General features: G+C 67.6%; 16 protein-coding genes. 9 read left to right on the forward strand and 7 right to left on the reverse strand.

Features of this window, described 5'->3' with window-relative positions:
- Nucleotides 1-255 precede the first annotated feature (255 nt).
- The 3 genes from AB7E83_RS20335 to AB7E83_RS20345 all read left to right on the forward strand — a co-directional run bounded on the left by AB7E83_RS20335 (nucleotide 256) and on the right by AB7E83_RS20345 (nucleotide 4,971).
- Nucleotides 256-1,809 (forward strand): hypothetical protein, encoded by a 1,554-nt coding sequence (locus AB7E83_RS20335; RefSeq protein WP_428572623.1) that lies wholly within the window; start codon nucleotides 256-258, stop codon nucleotides 1,807-1,809.
- A 9-nt stretch (nucleotides 1,810-1,818) separates the two neighbouring features.
- Nucleotides 1,819-2,562 carry a hypothetical protein gene (locus AB7E83_RS20340; protein ID WP_428572624.1) on the forward strand — a complete coding sequence of 248 codons (744 nt, stop codon included), beginning with the start codon at nucleotides 1,819-1,821 and terminating at the stop codon, nucleotides 2,560-2,562.
- Between the two features lie 99 nt (nucleotides 2,563-2,661).
- Nucleotides 2,662-4,971, forward strand: a complete 2,310-nt coding sequence (locus AB7E83_RS20345; RefSeq protein ID WP_428572625.1) for a GspE/PulE family protein — start codon at nucleotides 2,662-2,664, stop codon at nucleotides 4,969-4,971.
- 55 nt (nucleotides 4,972-5,026) lie between these two features.
- On the opposite strand, the gene AB7E83_RS20350 is transcribed toward AB7E83_RS20345, so the two are convergent.
- Nucleotides 5,027-7,666: a response regulator gene (locus AB7E83_RS20350; protein WP_428572626.1), complete on the reverse strand. Its 2,640-nt coding sequence runs from the start codon at nucleotides 7,664-7,666 to the stop codon at nucleotides 5,027-5,029.
- 154 nt (nucleotides 7,667-7,820) lie between these two features.
- Here AB7E83_RS20350 and AB7E83_RS20355 point away from each other — a divergent pair, with 154 nt between their 5' ends.
- Entirely contained in the window at nucleotides 7,821-8,111 is a 291-nt protein-coding gene (locus AB7E83_RS20355; RefSeq protein ID WP_428572627.1) for a hypothetical protein, read from the forward strand.
- 54 nt (nucleotides 8,112-8,165) lie between these two features.
- Entirely contained in the window at nucleotides 8,166-9,875 is a 1,710-nt protein-coding gene (gene glgP, locus AB7E83_RS20360) for an alpha-glucan family phosphorylase (RefSeq protein WP_428572628.1), read from the forward strand.
- A 12-nt stretch (nucleotides 9,876-9,887) separates the two neighbouring features.
- On the opposite strand, the gene boxA is transcribed toward glgP, so the two are convergent.
- The 5 genes from boxA to AB7E83_RS20385 all read right to left on the reverse strand — a co-directional run bounded on the left by boxA (nucleotide 9,888) and on the right by AB7E83_RS20385 (nucleotide 15,828).
- Nucleotides 9,888-11,171 carry a benzoyl-CoA 2,3-epoxidase subunit BoxA gene (boxA, locus tag AB7E83_RS20365; RefSeq protein ID WP_428572629.1) on the reverse strand — a complete coding sequence of 428 codons (1,284 nt, stop codon included), beginning with the start codon at nucleotides 11,169-11,171 and terminating at the stop codon, nucleotides 9,888-9,890.
- A gap of 36 nt (nucleotides 11,172-11,207) precedes the next feature.
- Nucleotides 11,208-12,635, reverse strand: a complete 1,428-nt coding sequence (gene boxB, locus AB7E83_RS20370; RefSeq protein WP_428572630.1) for a benzoyl-CoA 2,3-epoxidase subunit BoxB — start codon at nucleotides 12,633-12,635, stop codon at nucleotides 11,208-11,210.
- A gap of 23 nt (nucleotides 12,636-12,658) precedes the next feature.
- Nucleotides 12,659-14,350, reverse strand: a complete 1,692-nt coding sequence (gene boxC / locus AB7E83_RS20375) for a 2,3-epoxybenzoyl-CoA dihydrolase (protein WP_428572631.1) — start codon at nucleotides 14,348-14,350, stop codon at nucleotides 12,659-12,661.
- Nucleotides 14,351-14,450: 100 nt separating this feature from the next.
- Nucleotides 14,451-14,810, reverse strand: a complete 360-nt coding sequence (locus tag AB7E83_RS20380; RefSeq protein WP_428572632.1) for a hypothetical protein — start codon at nucleotides 14,808-14,810, stop codon at nucleotides 14,451-14,453.
- 124 nt (nucleotides 14,811-14,934) lie between these two features.
- The gene (locus AB7E83_RS20385; RefSeq protein ID WP_428572633.1) at nucleotides 14,935-15,828 is read right to left on the reverse strand and encodes a LysR substrate-binding domain-containing protein; all 894 of its coding nucleotides are present in this window, start codon (nucleotides 15,826-15,828) and stop codon (nucleotides 14,935-14,937) included.
- A 91-nt stretch (nucleotides 15,829-15,919) separates the two neighbouring features.
- On the opposite strand from AB7E83_RS20385, the gene AB7E83_RS20390 reads away from it, so the two are divergent.
- The 4 genes from AB7E83_RS20390 to AB7E83_RS20405 all read left to right on the forward strand — a co-directional run bounded on the left by AB7E83_RS20390 (nucleotide 15,920) and on the right by AB7E83_RS20405 (nucleotide 20,032).
- On the forward strand, nucleotides 15,920-16,810 hold the full coding sequence (locus tag AB7E83_RS20390; RefSeq protein WP_428572634.1) for an FAS1-like dehydratase domain-containing protein: 891 nt from the start codon (nucleotides 15,920-15,922) through the stop codon (nucleotides 16,808-16,810).
- Nucleotides 16,807-17,970: an acyl-CoA dehydrogenase family protein gene (locus AB7E83_RS20395; RefSeq protein ID WP_428572635.1), complete on the forward strand. Its 1,164-nt coding sequence runs from the start codon at nucleotides 16,807-16,809 to the stop codon at nucleotides 17,968-17,970. Before AB7E83_RS20390 ends, AB7E83_RS20395 begins: the two co-directional genes overlap by 4 nt.
- 92 nt (nucleotides 17,971-18,062) lie before the next feature.
- Nucleotides 18,063-19,205 carry a CaiB/BaiF CoA transferase family protein gene (locus AB7E83_RS20400; RefSeq protein ID WP_428572636.1) on the forward strand — a complete coding sequence of 381 codons (1,143 nt, stop codon included), beginning with the start codon at nucleotides 18,063-18,065 and terminating at the stop codon, nucleotides 19,203-19,205.
- Complete coding sequence (locus AB7E83_RS20405) at nucleotides 19,202-20,032, forward strand: HpcH/HpaI aldolase/citrate lyase family protein (RefSeq protein ID WP_428572637.1); 831 nt, start codon at nucleotides 19,202-19,204, stop codon at nucleotides 20,030-20,032. The genes AB7E83_RS20400 and AB7E83_RS20405 overlap by 4 nt, the downstream gene beginning before the upstream one ends.
- Before the next feature lie 87 nt (nucleotides 20,033-20,119).
- Here the strand turns inward: AB7E83_RS20405 and AB7E83_RS20410 are convergent, their stop codons facing one another.
- Nucleotides 20,120-20,359 (reverse strand): hypothetical protein, encoded by a 240-nt coding sequence (locus AB7E83_RS20410; protein ID WP_428572639.1) that lies wholly within the window; start codon nucleotides 20,357-20,359, stop codon nucleotides 20,120-20,122.
- Nucleotides 20,360-20,420 lie beyond the last annotated feature (61 nt).

Here is a 20,420-nt window from a genome sequence, read left to right on the forward strand (position 1 = left end):
ACGATTCCACCGTCACTCCGGGCCACGCGCGACTGCCCACCATCACGGCGGAACGTTGCCCGCGATCACGATGGAACGCTGCCCGCCATCGCGTGGAATGGGTGCCCGCGATCAGTGGAATAGGCAAACTCGGCCAAGAAAGCTCCTCCTATAACGAAAAAGGGTAGCCACGGGACACCAGGAGAACGGATGACACCGGGATCGCATTCGAAGCGTCGGCGCCCCGCCGCATTCGGTCGGGTCACCCTCGTCTCCGTGCAGAGCACTCCCCAGTCGCTCGCCTACGGCGAGTACGCCCGGGGCGAGTTGAAGCCCGTGCGGGCCGGGAGCCCGAGCGCGCTGGAATCCGGCCACGCCTGGAAGGTGGCCCCTGCTGGACCGTTGACGCTCTCGTACGCATTCACGCCACGCAGCCTCGGCGGTGTCGCGCCCGTGTGGATCGCCTTCGGCGATCGCGACAGGGAGGTGGTTCGCACGGTCCTCGACCACGTCGAAGCGGTCGCGAACGTGAGATTTGTCGAGGCGTCCGCGGGCCAGCCCGCCGCCATCAACTACACGTATTCGCCGGAACTGGACGACAAGAACATCGGCGGCTGGGCGTTCTACCCGGGCAGCGCCCGAGGTGGCGAAGTCGAGATCGCGACATTCATCGCATCGCCACAGTGGGACTTCTACCGCAGTGGCCTCTTCCTGCACGAGACACTCCATGCGCTCGGTCTGAAGCACCCGTTCTCGGACACGCCGCAACTGGCGGACGCCGACGACACGATCCTCAACACCGTCATGAGCTACACCGGGATCGCGGGGGTGGAACACGCCAGCCTCTCGGTCTACCCCGACGAGCCCATGCCGCTCGACATCGAAGAACTCGCCGCGCTGTACGGGCCCGCCACCGCATCGCCCGGCGACACCCTGTACGACGCGTCTCAAGGGCCTTGGGCGAAGAACTTTCATGCGATCTGGGACAGCGGCGGTATCGACACCCTCGACGCCAGTCGTTCGAAGGCAGCCGTCATGCTCGATCTGCGGCCCGGATTCGCAAGTGACGTCGGCGCGCGGGTTTATGCCTCGGGCATCGATTCCGTGACCCGGGCACCCGTCTTCGTAACGTATTCCCGCACCGTGGACATTGCACAGGACACGACCATCGAGAACGCGACCGGCTCGCCATTCAACGATCTGCTCGTGGGCAACGAGCGCGCGAACCTTATCCTGGGCGGCGCCGGCGACGACATCATCGACGGCCGAGGCGGCTCCGACACGATCGTGGGCGGTCCCGGCATCGACGTCGTGCTCTTCGACGGCGCGGCGTCGATGTACGTAGTCGCGAACAAGGGCAACACCTGGCAGGTGAGAGTCGCCGCCGACGTGGACGAGCTCACCAGCGTGGAACGTCTGCTCTTCGACGATGGCGCGCTGGCGCTCGACGTTGCCGAAGCCGCTGGAACGGCGGCGCGGCTCCTCTCGACCGTGCTCGGCCCCGAGTCCGTCCGCAACCCCACCGCCGTAGGCATCCTCATCGCAGCTCTGGACTCGGGAAAGACCGCTCATGACACCGCGCTGCTCCTGCTCAACGTCGTGGCAAGGGGCGAGACGAATGTCGCTTTCGTCGAGCGTGTCTTCGCCAATGTCACCGGGAGCGCGCCCTCCGACGCGACGACGGCCGCGCTCGCGAGCCTGATCGACGGCGGGGTGTTCACTCAGGCCACGTTCGCCGAGCGGGTCGCCGATCTGCCGCTGACCGCGGATCGCATCGATCTCGCGGGATTGGTGGAACACGGTCTGCCCTACTTACCTTTCGCCTTCTAAGGAGCACATATGCCGCGAACCCTCGACACCGAATCGACCGAAGAGACCTGGGAACCCCTGCCACCGCAGGCGTTCGTCGCGAGCGACGTCGGCTCCGCCTTGCTGGGGACTCGCGGCGCCGACCTTCTCTTTGGCGGGAAAGGCGACGACACGCTCGTTGCCGGCGATGGCGACGACCGGCTGGTCGGCAGCGGCGGCGACGACCGGATCGACGGCGGGGATGGACTGGACCACGCCGCCTTCGCGGGGCCACGCGCCGCGTACGTTGTCGCCTCCAGCGCCGGCGCGCTGCGCGTCGCCGATGCCTCGGGCAGGGACGGCGCCGACGTGCTCTCGGGGGTGGAACGGCTGGTATTCGGGGATTCGAAGCTCGCCTTCGACCTCGACGGCAACGCCGGAAGCGCCGTCCAGATCCTGGGCGCGGTGCTTGGACGGGAGTCGATCCGCGATCCGGCCATCGTCGGCGCCGGGCTCGCGATGGTGGACCAAGACATGCCGCTGGCGCAGATTGCGCAAAAATTGCTCGACGTACGGCTGGGAGCGGACGCCGGCCATGCCGAAATCGTCGCCCTGCTCCTGGGCAACCTCGCAGGTACCGACTACTCACCGGAGCTCGCGGCAAGCCTCGTGCAGATGCTCGACGAGGGCCAGGCGAGCGCTGCGGCGCTCGCCGTCGCGGCGGCGCAAACCCCCTTGAACAAGTCGAATATCGATCTCATTGGCCTGGCCGTGCATGGCGTCGGCTATCTCTGAACCGAATCCCAGATGTCTCTCATCCCGTCTCCCGACACGCTCGACGTACCGACCCGCCCCGTGCCCGAGCCTTCGCCGCGCTGGCCCGCGCCGCACCACATGCGCGTGGTCGACGAACGTGCCACCGACGAGCCAGAGCGATGCCTTGTCACTCTCCTCGGCGGCGACCGGATACAGGGGACGGTACTGACCATCGACTTCGACGGCGGACGGTTGCGATTCCAGCCCGAGCGGAGCGGCCCCCGTGAACTCCTGTTCGGCGCGATCCGGTCGCTGTTTCTGTCCCGCTCGGTCGGCCTCGAACCGGTGCCGCTCGACCTGCCCGTCGGCGGTCTGAGGCGCAAGCCCGTGAGCGAGCGGCGTCCATGCGAACTGCATTTCGCCGACGGCGCGACTTCGCAGGTCGACGTCGTCGCGCTGCTGCCGCGGCGTGCAGGGCTCTTCCTGTTCGTCGCGCATTACGCGGACGAGGTGCTTCGATGGTTCATTCCCGCGTCCAGCCTCGTGCAGTACACGGTTGCCGGCTCACCCCCGATGACGCTGTCGGACGCCGTCGAGCCCCGGGCCGAGCCCGTGCCGCCGGAAGCGCCGCCCACGGGGGCCGCATTGCAGACACGCGACGACGTCGAGGACGCGCTCGAGCGCCGCAGGCGCAGCCGCCCGCCGCTGCTCGAGGAGGTGCTGCTGCGCGAAGGTCTCATCGATCGAGAGCAACTGCTCGCGGCGACGCAGGCGCAGGCGCAGGCGAAGCAGCCGCAGAAGCACATCGGCGAGTTGTTGGTGGACGCCGGTGCGATCAAACGCGAAACCCTACGCGAAGTGCTCGTCAGCCAGCTCGGTCTGCCGAGCGTGCGGCTCAATCGCTTTCCTGTGGATTTCTCGGCGGTTAAAAGCCTCTCGCCCGAGCTCGCACGAAGGTACACGGCGGTGCCGCTCTACCGCGAAGGCCGACGCTTGGTCGTGGGGATCGAGGACCCGCTGTCCTGGCAGGCGCTGCGCGAACTCGAGTTCGCCACCGGCCTCAAGGTGGAGCCGGTGCTTTGCGCAGCGGACGACCTGCAGCGTGCATTGAAGCAGTTCTACGACAGCGACGCTCCTGCCGAGAAGGTCGCGCAACTCGTCGCCGAGCTGGGGGAGGAAAGCTCGCCCGCGCCCGCGCAGCAGGACGAGCGAAACAGCGAAGCGGACACGACGCTCGTGCGCCTCGTCAACAAGATCATCGCGGATGCCTACGACCAAGGCGCGTCGGACATCCACATCGAATCGCGGGGCGAGGGCCGACCGAGCCAGGTCCGCCTTCGCATCGACGGTGTGTTGCGTCCCTACATCGAGATCCCGGCTGGCTTCCGGTCGGCCTTGATCTCGCGCATCAAGATCATGGCCGAGCTCGACATCTCGGAGCGCCGCAAGCCGCAGGACGGCAAGATCCGCTTCGCCGAGTTCTCCACGCTCAGGATCGAGCTGCGGGTGCTGGTTCTCCCGACCTTCGGCGGCTTCGAAGACGTCATCTTGCGGATCCTCGCAGCGCCGAGGGCACTCACGATGGAAATGCTCGGCCTCGCCCCCAGGGAGCTGCAGGCCCTGCGGACCGCACTCCACCGGACCTTCGGACTCATCCTCGTCTGCGGTCCTACGGGATCGGGCAAAACCACGACGCTGCACACGATGATCGGCGCGATCAACACGCCCGACCGGAAAATCTACACCGTCGAGGACCCGGTCGAGATCACGCAGCCGGGGCTTTCGCAGGTGCAGGTGAACGCGAAGCTCGGTCTGACTTTCCCGGAGGTCCTGCGCAGTTTCCTGCGCGCGGACCCGGACGTCATCATGGTCGGCGAGACACGCGATCAGGAGACCGCCCGCACCGTCGTCTCCGCGGCGCTCACGGGGCACCTTGTCATGACGACAATGCACACAAACAGCGCCGCAGAAAGCGTGACCCGTCTGTTGGACTTCGGCCTCGATCCTTACAACTTCTCGGACGCCCTGCTCGCAGTGGTCGGACAGCGGCTGGTTCGCAAGCTTTGCGCCTGCAAGAGTGCCTACGCCGCCTCGGACGAAGAACTGGAAACCATGGCGCAGGAATATGGCCGCAACGCGGACCCGTGGCCGGAAGCGACGATCGAGCGCTGGAAATCGAGGTATGCGCAGGCGGACGGCACCGTGCGCCTTTTCGCCCCCAAAGGCTGCGCTACGTGCGAGAACACAGGCTACAAGGGCCGGCTCGGCGTGTACGAAGTCATGATTGCGACGCCGCGACTCAGGTCCGCCATTCAAGCGCAGGCCCCCACGCGAGAACTGCTGAAGATCGCCCAGGAAGAAGGGACGTGCTCTTTAGAACAGGACGGTATCGAAAAAATTCTTCGGGGGGAGTTCGATCTTAAACAGGTCCTCGCCGCGTGCCGCTAGTGGAGCGGTCTCGTCGGGGGGCACCGAAACGTTGCGGCGCCTGGGCAGCGAACCGCTACAACATCGCGCGAATACGGCTCGCCAACTGCTCCATCGCGAACGGCTTGGTGATCAGTTCCATGCCGGGGTCGAGGAACCCCTTCGACAGCGCCGCGTTCTCGGCGTAGCCGGTCATGAACAACACCTTCAGGCCGGGTCGCCGGCTCGCGGCCGCATCGTAGACCTGCCGGCCGTTCATGCCGGGCAGTCCGACGTCGCTCACGAGCAGGTCGATGCGCTGTTCCGACTGCAGGATGCGCAGCGCCGAAGGCCCATCCACCGCTTCGATGACGCGAAAGCCCAGGCTCTCCAGCACGTCCACGACGAGCGTGCGCACCACCGGTTCGTCTTCCACGACGAGCACGATTTCGCTGCGGCCCTCATGGTCCTCGGCGCGCAAGGTCGCGTTCGGTTCGAGTTGCACCGGCTCGGCATGGTGCCGGGGAAGATAGAGCTTCGCGGTGGTGCCGTGCCCGGCTTCGCTGTACAGCTTGACGTGGCCCGACGACTGCTTGGCGAAGCCGTACACCATCGACAGGCCCAGGCCGGTGCCCTGCCCGATGGGCTTGGTGGTGAAGAAGGGTTCGAAGACGCGCGACAGCACGTCGGCCGGTATGCCCTGGCCGCTGTCGGTCACGCTGATGCACACGTACTGGCCCGGCACCAGGTCTTCCTTGGCGGCATACGCCGCATCGAGCCAGGCGTTGGCCGTCTCGATCGTGAGCGTGCCGCCGTCGGGCATGGCGTCGCGCGCGTTGATGCACAGGTTCAGCAAAGCGCTCTCGAGCTGGACGGGGTCGCACAGCGTCGTCCACAGTCCGCCCGACAGCACGAGCTCGATGCGGATGTTCTCGCCGACCGTGCGGCGCAGCAGTTCCTCCATCGGCGCGATGAGCTGGTTGGCCTTCACCGGCTTGGGGTCGAGGGGCTGCCGCCGCGAAAACGCCAGCAGGCGGTGCGTGAGGCCCGCGGCCTTGTGCGCCGACGACAGCGCGCCCGTGATGAGCCGGTCGATGTTGTCCAGCTTGCCCAATTGCAGCCGCAGCTTGAGCAGGTCGAGCGAGCCGGTGATGCCTTGCAGCAGGTTGTTGAAGTCGTGCGCGATGCCGCCCGTGAGCTGGCCCACCGCCTCCATCTTCTGCGCATGGCGAAGCGCTTCCTCGATCGCCTCGCGTTCCCGGGATTCGGACCGCAGGCGCTCGAGCGCCTTGGCGAGGTCGTTCGTGCGCTGCGCGACACGCGCCTCGAGTTCCGTGTTGAGGTGCTTGAGTTCCTGCTCCGCCCGGAACTTCTCCGTCACGTCGTGGCCTTCGACGAAGATGCCCGAGGTGCGGCCGGTGCTGTCGAGGATAGGCTGATAGACGAAATCGAGAAAGCGCTCGGTGGGCGGTGCGCCCGGCTCGGTATGCAGGGTGACCGGAACGCCCGAACCGACATACGTCTCGCGCGACGCATACACCATGTCGAGCAGCTCGAAGAAGCCCTGCCCGCGGATCTCGGGCAAGGCCTCGCGCACGCTCTTGCCTTCGACCTCGCGGTGCCCCACGAGGCGCAGGTAGCTGTCGTTCGCCAGCTCGAAGACATGCTGCGGCCCGCGCAGGATCGCGATGAAGCTGGGCGCCTGCAGGAACATGTTGCGCAGGCGGTCGCGCTCGGCGATGCGCGCTTCGTAGTCCTCGGCATTGGAGAGGCTCGCCGCGATCTGGCCGGCGAGCAGCTGCACGAAGCCGATGAAGTCCTGGTCCGTGGGGCGATACGGGTTGACCGCGCACGCCAGGAAGCCCGCCGGGCCGCCCGCGCCCTGCCGCGCCAGCGGCACGACGATCGCTCGCGCCGCGGGCTTGTCCCAAGGGCCGCAGGGCACGCCTTCCAGGGTGGCGAGCGGCACGACGAAAGTGCCGTCGCCCGCGCGCACGCGCTCTGCATCCCAGTTGCCGCCGCGCTGCGCGGGGGCCGGCGCGAGCGGGACGCCGGCATCGATGCCGGCCGAGGCGGCGAGGCGCGCCTCGCCCTCGTCGTCGAACAGGTAGAGCACCGAGAACGGCAGGTCGCGCATCGCGAGACGCAGGCCCTCGACGGTGGCGGCGAGCACGGCCGAGAACGAGTACGCCTTCGCGAGGCCGCGCGCCAGTTCGCGCAGCGCACCCAGCCTCCGCTCGCCGAGCACCCGGTCGGTTTCCTCCACCACGGCACAGAACAGGCCCTCGACCGCGCCCGTGTCGCCGATCAGCGGGCTGTACGAGAACGTGTGATACGTCTCCTCGGAATAGCCCGCGCGCTCGAGGATGAGCAGCAGCGCCTCGTCCCACGTCGACTCGCCGCGCTCGTACACGGTGGCGATGCGGTCCTTGATGTCGTCCCAGATCTCCGGCCAGAGCTCGCGCGTGGGCATCGCGAGCGAGCGCGGATGCTTCATCCCGAGCGTGGGCCGGTACGCATCGTTGTAGAAGAAATGAACGTCCTTGCCCCAGCCCAGCCACATGTCGAAGCGGGAGGTGAGAAGGATGCGCAAGGCGACTCGCAGCGTCTGCGGCCACTGCTCGGCCGGACCGAGCGGGGTTTGCGACCAGTCGTGGCTGCGCATGAGCTGCGCCATTGCACTGTCGCCGACGAAGATGTCATGGGAAGACCTGGGCTGCTCGGCAATTTCCGTCATCGGCACCGATCATAGGGATTCGACGCTCTGCTGAGTTGCGATTCCCGATGGAAATTCGACAGTGCCGGAGCGTCCCGCGACCGGGGCGCGAAGCGTTCCTACACCAGCTGGACCGCAGCGTCCGTAGAGTGGTCTACGAACGGAGAAACCACCCATGCCCCATCCCAAGCGCCACCTGAAACTGAGCGGCGACATCCACCTGCCCGATGTCGACGAAGACCTCGACCCCGATATCGACGGGCGCCCTGTCGCGTCGCGCCCGAGCGACACATCGCTCGAGGCGGAGAACGGACGCGAGCCGGCGGCCAACGATCTCGCCATCCTCGCGGTCCGACGCGACGACAAGCCTTTCTGGCACCGCGACACGTCGATGAAGACGATGGCCGCGTTCGGCCTGGCCATCGTGCTGCTGAGCATGTTGGCGGGGGGTCGGCGCAGGCGCTGACGAGGATCGCGAAGACCGGATAATCCGGGGGCCTCTCACGAACAAGAAGATGTGATGGACCCCCAGCCGACCCCGCCGACCCCGCCCGCCCAGCCCCTCCTGCCCCGCGTCGCCTACTTCTCGATGGAGATCGCGCTCGACGCGGCGATGCCCACCTACAGCGGCGGCCTCGGCATCCTCGCAGGCGACACGATGCGCAGCGCCGCGGATCTCGCGATCCCCGTCGTCGGCATCACGCTGGCCAGCCGCAGCGGCTACTTTCGCCAGGGCATCGTCGATGGCGCCCAGGTCGAGCAGGCGCAGTCCTGGCAGCCATCGCAGCACGCCAAGGCCGTGTCGGCGAAGGTCCCGGTGCGCATCGGCCAGCGCGACGTGTGGGTGACCGCATGGGAATACACGGTAACGAGCCGCGTCGGCTCCTCGCGGCCCGTGCCCGTCTACCTGCTCGACACCGACCTGCCCGAGAACCACGCCGAAGACCGCGCGCTCACCGGCACGCTCTACGGCGGCGACAACGACTACCGGCTGCGGCAGGAGATCGTGCTCGGCGTCGGCGGCGTGCGCCTCCTGCGCGCGCTCGGCGTGACGATCGAGAAATATCATCTGAACGAAGGCCATGCGGCGCTGCTCACGCTGGAGCTGCTGCGCCAGCACATGAGCGAAGGCGCGACGGCCGAGGAAGCTCAGAAGCGCGTGCGCGCGCACTGCGTCTTCACCACGCACACGCCGGTGCCGGCGGGGCACGACCAGTTCGAGTACGAGGCGGCCCTGCCCTGCCTCGATGGGCTCGTGCCCCCCGCGCTCGTCAAGCAGCTCGCCGGCGCCGAGCGCCTGAACATGACGCTGCTCGCCCTCGGCTTGAGCGGCTGGGTCAACGGCGTCGCGCAGCGCCATGCGGAGGTGTCGCGCGACATGTTCCCCGGCTACGAGGTGCATGCGATCACGAACGGCGTCCACCCGTGGACCTGGGCGTCCGATGCGCACCGCGCCCTGTACGACAAGCACTTTCCGCACTGGTGCAGCGAGCCGGAGGCGCTGGTGCATGCGCGGCGCATCCCGATCGAGGAAATCGCGGCCGCGCACGTTGCGGCGAAACGCGATCTGCTCGCGCACGTGTCGAGGGCGATCCCTTCGATGGCGCTGCGCCCCGACCGGCTCACCATCGGCTTCGCGCGGCGCATGACGAGCTACAAGCGCGCGGGACTGCTCTTCAGCGACATCGAGCGGCTGCGCAAACTGTCGCGCAAGTACCCGCTGCAGATCGTGCTGGCCGGCAAGGCGCACCCGAAGGACATGCCCGGCAAGGAACTCATCCGGAACCTGCATGCGTTCGCGAAGGAGCTCGCGCCCGACGTGGCGATTGCCTACCTGCCCGACTACGCGATGGATGCCGCGCGTTTCATCGTGAGCGGCGTCGACGTGTGGCTCAACACGCCGCAGCGCCCGCTGGAAGCGTCGGGCACGAGCGGCATGAAGGCCGCGCTCAACGGCGTGCCGAACCTGAGCGTGCTCGACGGCTGGTGGCTCGAAGGCTGGGAAGAAGGAATCACCGGCTGGGCCGTCGGCCCGGACGGTCCGCACGACCCGGACATCGACGTCGAGTCGCTCTACGACAAGCTGGAGCGCGTGGTCGCGCCGCTCTACTACGACGACCCGCAGGGCTGGCAGCAGGTGTGCGTGAATGCGATCAGCGACAACGCTTCGTTCTTCAATACCCACCGCATGCTGCGGCGGTATGTGCTGGAGGCGTATTCGCAGGCTTGACGCCGCGCGGCTTCAGTACGTCTCCAGGTGCAGGCGGCCCTGCGCCTTCAGCGTGGGCCCGACGGCGCTCCAGGACCGGCCCGATTGCTCGGCGATGTCCTTGAGCGCGAGCACCACGCCCTCTTCCATCGCCTTCAGCCCGCACACGAAGAAGTAGGCATTGGGGTCGTCGAGCAGCGGCGCGAGGTCGGCGGCGCGCTCGCGCAGCAGGTCCTGCACGTAGCGCCGGGGCTGGCCCGCCACGCGGCTGAACGCGAGGTTGATGTCGATGAAATCCTTCGGCAGGCTTTGCAGCGGGCCGAAGTACGGCAGCTCTTCCTTGCTGCGCGCGCCGAAGAACAGCATGAGCTTGCCGCCTTCGAACTTGCCGCTCGCGCGCAGGCGCCGGCGCCACTCCGTCATCGCGCGCATGGGCGCGCTGCCCGTGCCGGTGCAGATCATCACGATGTGGCTGCGCGGATGGTTGGGCATCAGGAAGCTCGCGCCGAACGGCCCGATCACCTGCACCTTGTCGCCGACGGCGAGGTCGCACATGTAGTTGCTGGCGACGCCGCGCACGGGCTGGCCCTGGTGGTCCTCCAGCACGCGCTTGATCGTGAGCGAGCAGTTGTTGTAGCCGGGGCGCTCGCCGTTGCGCGGGCTGGCGATGCTGTACTGGCGCGGATGATGCGGCCTGCCGTTCGCATCGGTGCCCGGCGGGATGATCGCGATGCTCTGCCCTTCGAGCAGGGGAAACGGCATGGGTCCGAAGTCGAGCACGACGTGGTGCGTGTCGTAGTCCTTGCCGACTTCGGTCACGCGAAAGTTGCCGGTGACGGTGGCGAGCAGGAATTTCTCGGCCGCCTTCGGGCCGTAGAGGTTGGTGTATGCATGCGCGGCCGACCAGGGCGGAAGCGTCGATCCGAACTGCGTGGCGCCGAATGCCTCCGCCTGCGCCACCGGCGCGACCTGCGGCGCGAGGTCGGGCACGGGCGGAGCCGCCACTTCGCCCTCGACCCCGGCCGCCTGCGCCAGTGCCTCGGCGCTCAGCTCGTCCGGCAGCACGTCCCAGGTCAGCTGCTCGTCGACCGTATACGCCTTCACGCGCGGCATGCTGCGCCAGTTGTCGATGCTGCCCGTGGGGCAGGGCGGCACGCAGGCCATGCAGAAATTGCACTTGCTCGCATCGACCACGTAGTTGCGCGAGTCGTGCGTGATCGCACCCACGGGGCACGTGGCCTCGCAGGTGTTGCACCGGATGCAGATCTCCGGGTCGATCAGGTGCTGCTTGATGACGGTGGCGGTGTCGTTGCTCACAGGCGAAGTGTCACGCAGAAAATCGGTCGCCGGCAATCAGGCAAAGCGCACGTACTCGAAATCGACCGGCTGGCGGTTGATGCCGATCGGCGGCGGCGCGATCCAGTTCGCGAACTTGCCGGGCTCGGAAACCCGCCCCATCAGCGAAGTGACGAACGCGCGGTCTTCCGCCGTCGGCAGCCATTCGCCGACCTTCGCATTCCACTCGGCTTCGCTTACGACCTTGCCCTCCGGCGACACCTTCAGGCCCGCGAGCCCGCCGATGTTGCGGTGGAACGCCTTGTGCGGCACCTTCAGGCGGAAGGGGATGCCGGCCTTCTCGATCACCTTGTTCCAGCGCTCGACGCCGGCCACGCTGTCGCGGATGTAGTCGTCGCGCAGCACCTCGTTGAGCGCGTTGAGCATCGGCACTTCCTTCTCGACCAGCTGGCCGTCCTTCGCGACGAGGATGCGATAGGTCTGGCCCTTGAGCTGGTGGTCGTCGGCCCGCTTGCCCTCTTCGAACCGGCCCTTGAGGCCGGTGTTGTAGAAGGTGGCGGCATTGCTCGACTCGTCGGCGCCGAACAGGTCGACCGTCACGCTGAAGTGGAAGTTGAGGTAGCGCTGCAGCGTCGGCAGGTCGATCACCCCCGCTTCGCGCAGCGTCTTCGGGTCGTCGGTCTTGAGCTGGTTCATCACCTGGCAGGTGCGGTTGATGACGCGGCTCACGCCCGACTCGCCCACGAACATGTGGTGCGCTTCCTCGGTCAGCATGAACTTCGTCGTGCGAGCGAGCGGATCGAACGCGCTTTCCGACAGGGCCGCGAGCTGGAACTTGCCGTCGCGGTCCGTGAAGTAGGTGAACATGAAGAACGACAGCCAGTCGGGCGTCGGCTCGTTGAACGCCTGCAGGATGCGCGGGTTGTCCTGCTGGCCGCTGCGCCGCTCGAGCAGGCCTTCGCCCTCCTCGCGTCCGTCGCGGCCGAAGTACTTGTGCAGCAGGTACACCATCGCCCAGAGGTGGCGGCCCTCCTCCACGTTCACCTGAAAGAGGTTGCGCAGGTCGTACTGGCTCGGCGCGGTCAGCCCGAGGTGGCGCTGCTGCTCGACCGACGCGGGTTCGGTGTCGCCCTGCGTCACGATGATGCGGCGCAGGTTGGCCCGGTATTCGCCGGGCACGTCCTGCCAGGCCTTCTCGCCGAGGTGGTCGCCGAAGTGGATCTTGCGATCGGCGTCGCCGGGGTTGAGGAAGATGCCCCAGCGGTACTCGGGCATCTTCACGTAGTCGAAGTGCGCCCAGCCCTGCGGGTCGACGCTGGTGGCGGTGCGCAGGTACACGTCGAAGTTCTGCGAGCCGTCCGGGCCCATGTCGTCCCACCACGACAGGAAGTTGGGCTGCCACTGCTCGAGCGCGCGCTTGAGCGTGCGGTCTTCTCCGAGGTTGACGTTGTTGGGGATTTTTTCGCTGTAGTCGATGCTGCTCATGGCTGTGTCCCTCTTGTTCAGGTTCAGACGCGGTTGAAATCGAATGCGGCGCGCTCGCCCTTGCCGTACACCTTCAGCGCGCCCTTGTCGCCGACGGCGTTGGGCCGCTGGAAGATCCAGTTCTGCCATGCCGTGAGGCGGCCGAAGACGCGGGTGAACATGTTCTCCGGGCCGTTGAAGCGCAGGTTGGCCTCCATGCCCGTGAGCGCGTCGGGGCTCATCGCCACGCGCTCCTCGATCGCCAGGCGCGTTTCGTCGGCCCAGTCGATGTCGTCGGGGTTGCTGGTCACGAGTCCCAGCGCGAACGCGGCGTCGGCGTCGAGCGGCTGGCCCGCCTTCGCGCGCACCGCGTCGAGCGCGGGCTGCTCGTCGTAGAAGCGGCGCTGCAGGCGCGACTGGCCCGTGACCATGGGATAGAGGCCGAAGTTCGCATCGCCCACCGCGATCTTCGGCGCCTTCGCCTCGTCGTCCGGCAACGCAAGGTGATAGCTGCGGTCGCAGGCAAGCGCGAGTTCGAGAAACGTGCCGGCGAAGCACGAGCCCTCGTCGATCAGCGAGAACAGGCTGCGCGAGGACACGTCGAGCCGGCTGAAGGTGCGGCGCAGGTAGCCGATGGTTTCGCGCACGAGCCAGTGGTCCTGGTTCGCGAGCAGCACTTCATCGCTCGCCAGCACGGCCGCGGCATCGCCCGAGGTCTTCAATAGCCAGGTGCCGATGTCGAGCTCGTTCGTGCGCATGGAGAGGATCGCGTCTTCGAGTTCGCGGGCCAGCGTCAGCGGAAACCAGTCGGTGCCGAGCGCTTCGATGGCTGCGATGTCCTTCGGCTGCGCCCCCTGCGGCGACTTCACCGTGAACGTCGCGACGCGGCGGGCGCGGTCGATCTCCACCTCGACATGCGAATAGCGCAGCGCATCGGCTTCGTCCGTGCGCTTCAGGGGCGTGAGCGCCACGCCCTTCCCATCGGCGGGCCGGTCGCTCTGCTTCGCGAGTTCGAGCGCGCGCTCCTGCACGCGCGCCGCGAATTGCGCGGGCTTCACGCTTTCGTCCACCAGCCGCCACTCCTTCGCTTTCGGCCCGCGCACGCCTTCGGCCGTGGTGCAGAAGATGTCGGCGAGGTCATGGCGCACGTGGCGCTTGTCGGTCACGCGCGTCAGGCCGCCGGTGCCGGGCAGCACGCCGAGCAACGGCACTTCGGGCAGGCTCACCGAACTGCTGCGGTCATCGACCAGGATGATCTCGTCGCAGGCCAGGGCCAGCTCGTAGCCGCCGCCGGCGCAGGCGCCGTTGACGGCAGCGAGGAATTTCAGGCCGCTGTGCTTCGAGGAATCCTCCAGGCCGTTGCGCGTCTCGTTGGTGAACTTGCAGAAGTTCACTTTCCAGGCGTGGCTCGACACGCCAAGCATGAAGATGTTGGCTCCGGAACAGAACACCTTTTCCTTCGCGCTCGTGACGATGACCGTGCGCACTTCGGGATGCTCGAAGCGGATGCGGTTGATGGCGTCGTTCAGCTCGATGTCGACGCCGAGGTCGTAGCTGTTGAGCTTGAGCTTGTAGCCGGGACGCAGGCCGGCGTTCTCGTCGAAGTCGGCGGTGAGAGTGGCGACGGGGCCTTCGTAGCGCAGCTTCCAGTGACGGTAGCGGGCGGGCTCGGTCCGGTAATCGACGGGGGTGGGTTCGCTCACGATGACAGTCTCCACAGTTCTGTGTGCATGCATCATAGTGCATGTTTCTGTGGCCGACAACCCCCTCGCTGCCACTCCAGTCCGGCTGGAGCGGCAGCGCGTCAATGCAGTTTATTGCACATCAGCGGCATTTTTAGTTCGGGCCGCCTTTCATCATGGCTTCGACGTCGGACCAGGCGGCCATGCCCTTCTTGTCGCGCTTCATGCGGGTCCAGGCCTTGCGGTGGTAGGCATCCCATTCCTTCTGGGACACCATGCCGTCGCCGTTGGCATCCATCGCCTTGTGGCCCATGGCCGTGGGGGCATTGGCGCTCATCGGCGAGGCGGCGGCATTGGCTTCGGCGGTCATGCCGGCCTTCGCCTGCGGTGCGCCGCCCGACTTGAGCGGATCGGTCTGCTGCGAAGGACGCGTCTGCGTTCCGGGGGGCGCCTGCGCGAAGGAAGCGGAGGCGACGACGCAGAGGGCCGCCACGAGGCCGAGCTTGAATTTCATTTGTTGTCCTTGGATGATGCGATCGATTTCGCACCCCCATTGACTCCGCGTCACGTACTCGACCTTGTAGGAAGCGGGATGACCCGGCCGTGGGAGGAAGTCGGCGACCCGGGCATGTGCATGTTCAGCCGCGATGATGTGCGCACAGCACATCGACCAGCGCCTGCGCATACGCCGGGAGCTCCTCGCGGTCGCGCATGAGGATGTAGCGCTCGCGCACGCGCCACGCATCCGCCAGTTCCACCTGCGCGAGGTTCATCGCCGCGAGGTTGCGGCGCGCGGCGCTCTCGGGCACGACGCCGATGCCGACGCCCGCGCCGATGATGCGGCACACCGCATCGAAGCTGGAAATCTGGATGCGCATCTTCATGCTGCGCCCCAGCGCCTCGGCCTGCTCGTGCAGGAAGCTCTGAAGGGTGCTTCCGTCGTGCATGCCGACCATGTCTTCGTCCAGCGTCTCGACGAAGGCGATCTGCCTGCGCCGCGCGAAGCGATGCCTGCGCGGCATGACGAGCACGAGCCGGTCGGTGCTGAAGTGGATCGCCTCCAGGCCCATCGTGTCCACGGACGTGGAGACGATGCCCAGGTCACAGCGCCCCTCCAGCACGCCCCGCGCGATCTCCGCGTTCGGTTTTTCCTGAAGGTCGACGTTCACGCGCGGATTGGCCGCAAGGTATGCGGGCAGGATCTCCGGGAGGAAGCCCGACACCGCCGTGGTGTTGGCGAAGACGCGCAGGTGTCCCCGCAGCCCCCCGCCGTAGTCGTGCAGGTCGCGCCGCAGATGGTCCGCCTGCCGCAGCAGCTCGCGCGCATGGTGCGCGAACGCCTCGCCCGGCGGCGTGAGGCGCACCCCGCGCGCCTCGCGGTAGAGCAGCGGCAGGCCGGCCTGCGCCTCCAGCGACTTGATGCGCGCGCTCGCCGCCGCGAGCGAGATGTGCTGCCGCCCGGCCGCGCGCGTGAGGTTGCCCTCCTCCGCCGCGAGGACGAAGAGGCGCAGGTCGGTCATGTCGAATTGCATCGGCGAGTCCTCATCAGCCTTCGGCCATTCCGAACGCTCGATATGGAATTGGCGCATTGTGCCGCGCTCCGCTTCGCGCCACCATCGCGGCATGGCCGCCGACACACCGACAACCGCGCTCACGCCGGACATTCTCGCCACGCTGAAGGGCTGGGTCGGCAAGACCGAGACCCTGCACGACCGGATCACGCCGACGCCCATGCGAGCGCTCATCGCGTCGCTCGACCGCGACGACCCTGCGCCGCAGGCCGGCACGGTGCTGCCGCCGCTGTGGCACTGGCTCTACTTCCTGCCGACCGTGCCCGCCAGCCAGATCGGCGAGGACGGCCACCCGAAGCGCGGCGGCTTCATGCCGCCCGTGCCGCTGCCGCGCCGCATGTGGGCGGGCGGCCGCCTCGAATGGAACAACGCGAATCCGCTGCGCGTGGGCGATGACGTCCAGCGCGTCTCCAGCATCGCCTCCGTCAACCCCAAGAGCGGCCGCAGCGGCGAGATGGTGTTCGTCACCGTGCGCCATGAAGTGAGCAACGCCGGCGGCATCGCGGTGACCGAAGAGCAGGACATCGTCTATCGCGAGGCCGCGAAGCCCGGGGACCCGGCCCCCGCGCCGACGGCCGCCGAAGACGGCGCGGTGTGGCAGCGCGAACTGACGCCGGGCGAAGTGCTGCTGTTTCGCTACTCGGCGCTCACGTTCAACAGCCACCGCATCCACTACGACCGCGGCTATGCCATCGACGTCGAGGGCTACCCCGGCCTCGTGGTGCATGGCCCGCTGATCGCATCGCTGCTGGCGGACCTCGTGCGCCGCCATGCGGCGAAGCCGCTGAAGAAGTTCGACTTCAAGGCGGTTCGCCCCTCGTTCGACGGCCGCACGCTGCGCGTGAACGCGAAGACGGCGGCCGACGGCAAGACCCTTTCCCTCTGGGCCCAGGACAACGAAGGCTGGCTGACGATGAAGGCCGGCGCGGAGATCGAAGAATGAAACACGACACCAACGACAAGTTCCAGGACATCCGCGATGCGGTGCGCGACCTCTGCGCGCAGTTCCCCGACGAGTACCACCGCAAGGTCGACGAGAAGCGCGGCTACCCCGAGGAGTTCGTCGACGCGCTCACCAAGGCGGGCTGGATGGCCGCGCTGATCCCCCAGGAGTACGGCGGCTCCGGCCTCGGCCTCACCGAAGCGTCCGTCATCATGGAGGAGATCAACCGCAGCGGCGGCAACTCCGGCGCGCTGCACGGGCAGATGTACAACATGAACACGCTGCTGCGCCACGGCTCGGACGCGCAGAAGAAGAAGTACCTGCCCAAGATCGCCGCGGGCGAATGGCGCCTGCAGTCGATGGCCGTGACCGAGCCCACCACCGGCACCGACACGACGAAGATCAAGACCACCGCCGTGAAGAAGGGCGACAAGTACGTCGTCAACGGCCAGAAGGTGTGGATCTCGCGCGTGCAGCACAGCGACTTCATGATCCTGCTCGCGCGCACGACACCGCTCGCCGACGTGAAGAAGAAGTCCGAGGGCATGTCGATCTTCATGGTCGACCTGAAGCAGGCCACGGGCAACGGGCTCGACGTGCGCCCGATCCCCAACATGGTCAACCACGAGACCAACGAACTCTTCTTCGAGAACCTCGAGATTCCCGAAGAAAACATGATCGGCCAGGAAGGCCTGGGCTTCAAGTACATCCTCGATGGGCTGAACGCCGAGCGCACGCTGATCGCCGCGGAGTGCATCGGCGACGGCTACTGGTTCATCGACCGCGTGTCGAAGTACGCGAAGGACCGCGTGGTGTTCGGCCGCCCCATCGGCCAGAACCAGGGCGTGCAGTTCCCTATCGCCGAAGCGTTCATCGAGGTCGAAGCCGCGAACCTGATGCGCTGGGAAGCCTGCCGCCTGTTCGACGCCCACCAGCCCTGCGGCGCGCAGGCCAACATGGCCAAGTACCTCGCGGCCAAGTCGAGCTGGGAAGCGGCAAACGTCTGCCTGCAGTACCACGGCGGCTTCGGCTTCGCATGCGAATACGACGTCGAGCGCAAGTTCCGCGAGACGCGCCTCTATCAGGTCGCGCCGGTGTCGACGAACATGATCTTCTCGTACGTCGCCGAGCACATCCTAGGCCTGCCGCGTTCATTCTGAAGTGAAACAGCCCCCACGCTCCCCCGCTTCGCGCGGTCCGCTGCCCCCCGAGGGGGCGTCTCAGTGCCTTCGGGCGGCCGGGCGGCACTGAGATGGCACGCCCTCTCGACGGCATCCTCGTCGTCTCGCTCGAGCACGCCATCGCGGCGCCCTTCTGCACGCGGCAGCTCGCCGACCTGGGCGCGCGCGTCGTCAAGGTCGAGCGGCCCGGCGCGGGCGACTTCGCCCGCGCGTACGACACGCGCGTGAAAGGCCAGTCCTCCCACTTCGTGTGGACCAACCGCTCCAAGGAAAGCCTCGCGCTCGACCTGAAGGACGACGGGTCGCTCGCGGCGCTGAAGAAGCTCATCGCCAGGGCGGACGTCCTGGTGCAGAACCTCGCGCCCGGCGCCGCCGCGCGCATGGGCCTCTCCTTCGAGGCGCTGCACGAGGAAAATCCGAAGCTGATCGTCTGCGACATCTCCGGCTATGGCGACAACGGCCCATATCGCGACAAGAAGGCCTACGACCTCCTGATCCAGGCCGAGGCCGGCCTGCTTTCCGTCACCGGCACGCCCGATGCGCCGAGCAAGGCGGGCAACTCGATGGCCGACATCGCGGCGGGCATGTACGCGTACAGCGGCATCCTCGCGGCGCTGCTGCAGCGAAAGCAGACGGGCGAAGGCAGCCACATCGACGTGTCGATGCTCGAATCGCTCGGCGAGTGGATGAGCTTCCCGATGTACTACGCGTTCGAAGGCGCCGCGCCGCCGCCGCGCACCGATGCGTCGCATGCGTCGATCTACCCGTACGGTCCGTTCACGACGAAGGATGGCGCGGTGATCCTGGGCATCCAGAACGAGCGCGAGTGGGCCGTCTTCTGCGACAAGGTGCTCGCGAACGCGGCACTCGCGAGAGATCCTCGCTTCGACGCCAACGCACGCCGCAACGAGAACCGGGCGGCGCTGCGCAAGATCATCCTGGAGACTTTCGCGTCGCTGTCCACCGCGCAGGTGGAGGAACGCCTCGACACCGCGCAGATCGCGAACGGCCGCATGAACGACATGGCGGGCGTCTGGGCGCATCCGCAGCTGAAGGCGCGCGGGCGCTGGCGCACCGTGGGCTCGCCGGCCGGCGAGATCCCCGCGCTGCTGCCGCCGGGGCGCAACAGCAGTTTCGACTACCGCATGGACCCTGTGCCCGCCGTCGGCGAGCACACCGAGGCCATCCTGAAGGAACTCGGAGTGTCGAAATGACGTCGCCCCTGATTCGCGCGCGCAGTTTCCTTTTCGTTCCGGGCGACCGGCCCGAGCGGCTTGGCAAGGCGCTCGCCAGCGCGGCGCATGCGGTGATCGTCGACCTCGAGGACGCCGTCGCGCCGGAGCACAAGTCGTCCGCGCGCGTGGAAGTCGCGGGCGCTTTCGGCGCGCTCGCGCCCGAGCTGCGCGCCCGCACGCTGGTCCGCATCAACTCGGCGGGGACGCCGTGGCACGACGACGACCTCGCGCTGCTGCGCGAACTCGGCGCGCAGGGGCTCGGTGCGGCGATGCTGCCCAAGTCGGAGAACGCGGCCGACATCGGCCGGTCCGCGGAGGCCGCGAACACGGCGATCGTTCCCCTGGTTGAAACGGCGCTGGGCCTTCATTCCATCGACGCCATCGCGCGCGCGCCGCGCGTGCTGCGCCTGGCCTTCGGCAACCTCGACTTCCAGGCCGACACCGGCATCCAGAGCGGTGACGAAGAGCGCGAGCTCGACCCCGTGCGGCTCGCCTTCACCCTGGCCTCGCGCCTTGCGAACCTGCCGCCGCCCATCGACGGCGTGACCGGCGCGCTCGACGACGAGACGAGGTTGACCGCCGATGCGCGACGCAGCCGCCGCTTCGGCTTCGGCGCGAAGCTGTGCATTCACCCGAAGCAGGCCGGGCCGGTCAACGAAGCGCTGGGCCCGACCGCCGCCGAGCGCGAGTGGGCGCGCCGCGTCGTCGAAGCGAGCGCGGCGGCCGGCTCGGGCGCGTTCCGCCTCGACGGGAAGATGGTGGATGCGCCCGTGCTGCTGCGGGCGAAGCGGCTGCTCGACGACTGATATCGGCCATCGCCTCGATCGCGAAGGTGCAAGGCTTCATGCTGGCGACGCGCAACGCGAAGGACTTCCGCGGCACGGTCATCGAGATCATCGATCCGTGGAAGGCGTGACCCCAGCCGCATCGCCGTACACGCTCACCCGCACCGCCGGCACGGCGAGGTCGCGCCCCACCATCGCCCGCGCGTAGAGGTAGCTGGCGCGCGCCTTCTCGCTCAGGCCGTCGAGGTCGACCACGCCGCGCTCGTCGCACGGGAACGCATAGCCGCGCCCCGCTTCGAACAGGGACTGGAAGCACAGCTCGAACCGGCGATGTTGCATGACGTTCATTGCGATACCCCTCGACTGCAGGTACCTCCATAACGTCCCGCGACCGCGAGGGGACGACGAC

The sequence above is a fragment of the Ramlibacter sp. genome (genome assembly GCF_050250995.1).
GTDB lineage: Bacteria > Pseudomonadota > Gammaproteobacteria > Burkholderiales > Burkholderiaceae_C > Ramlibacter.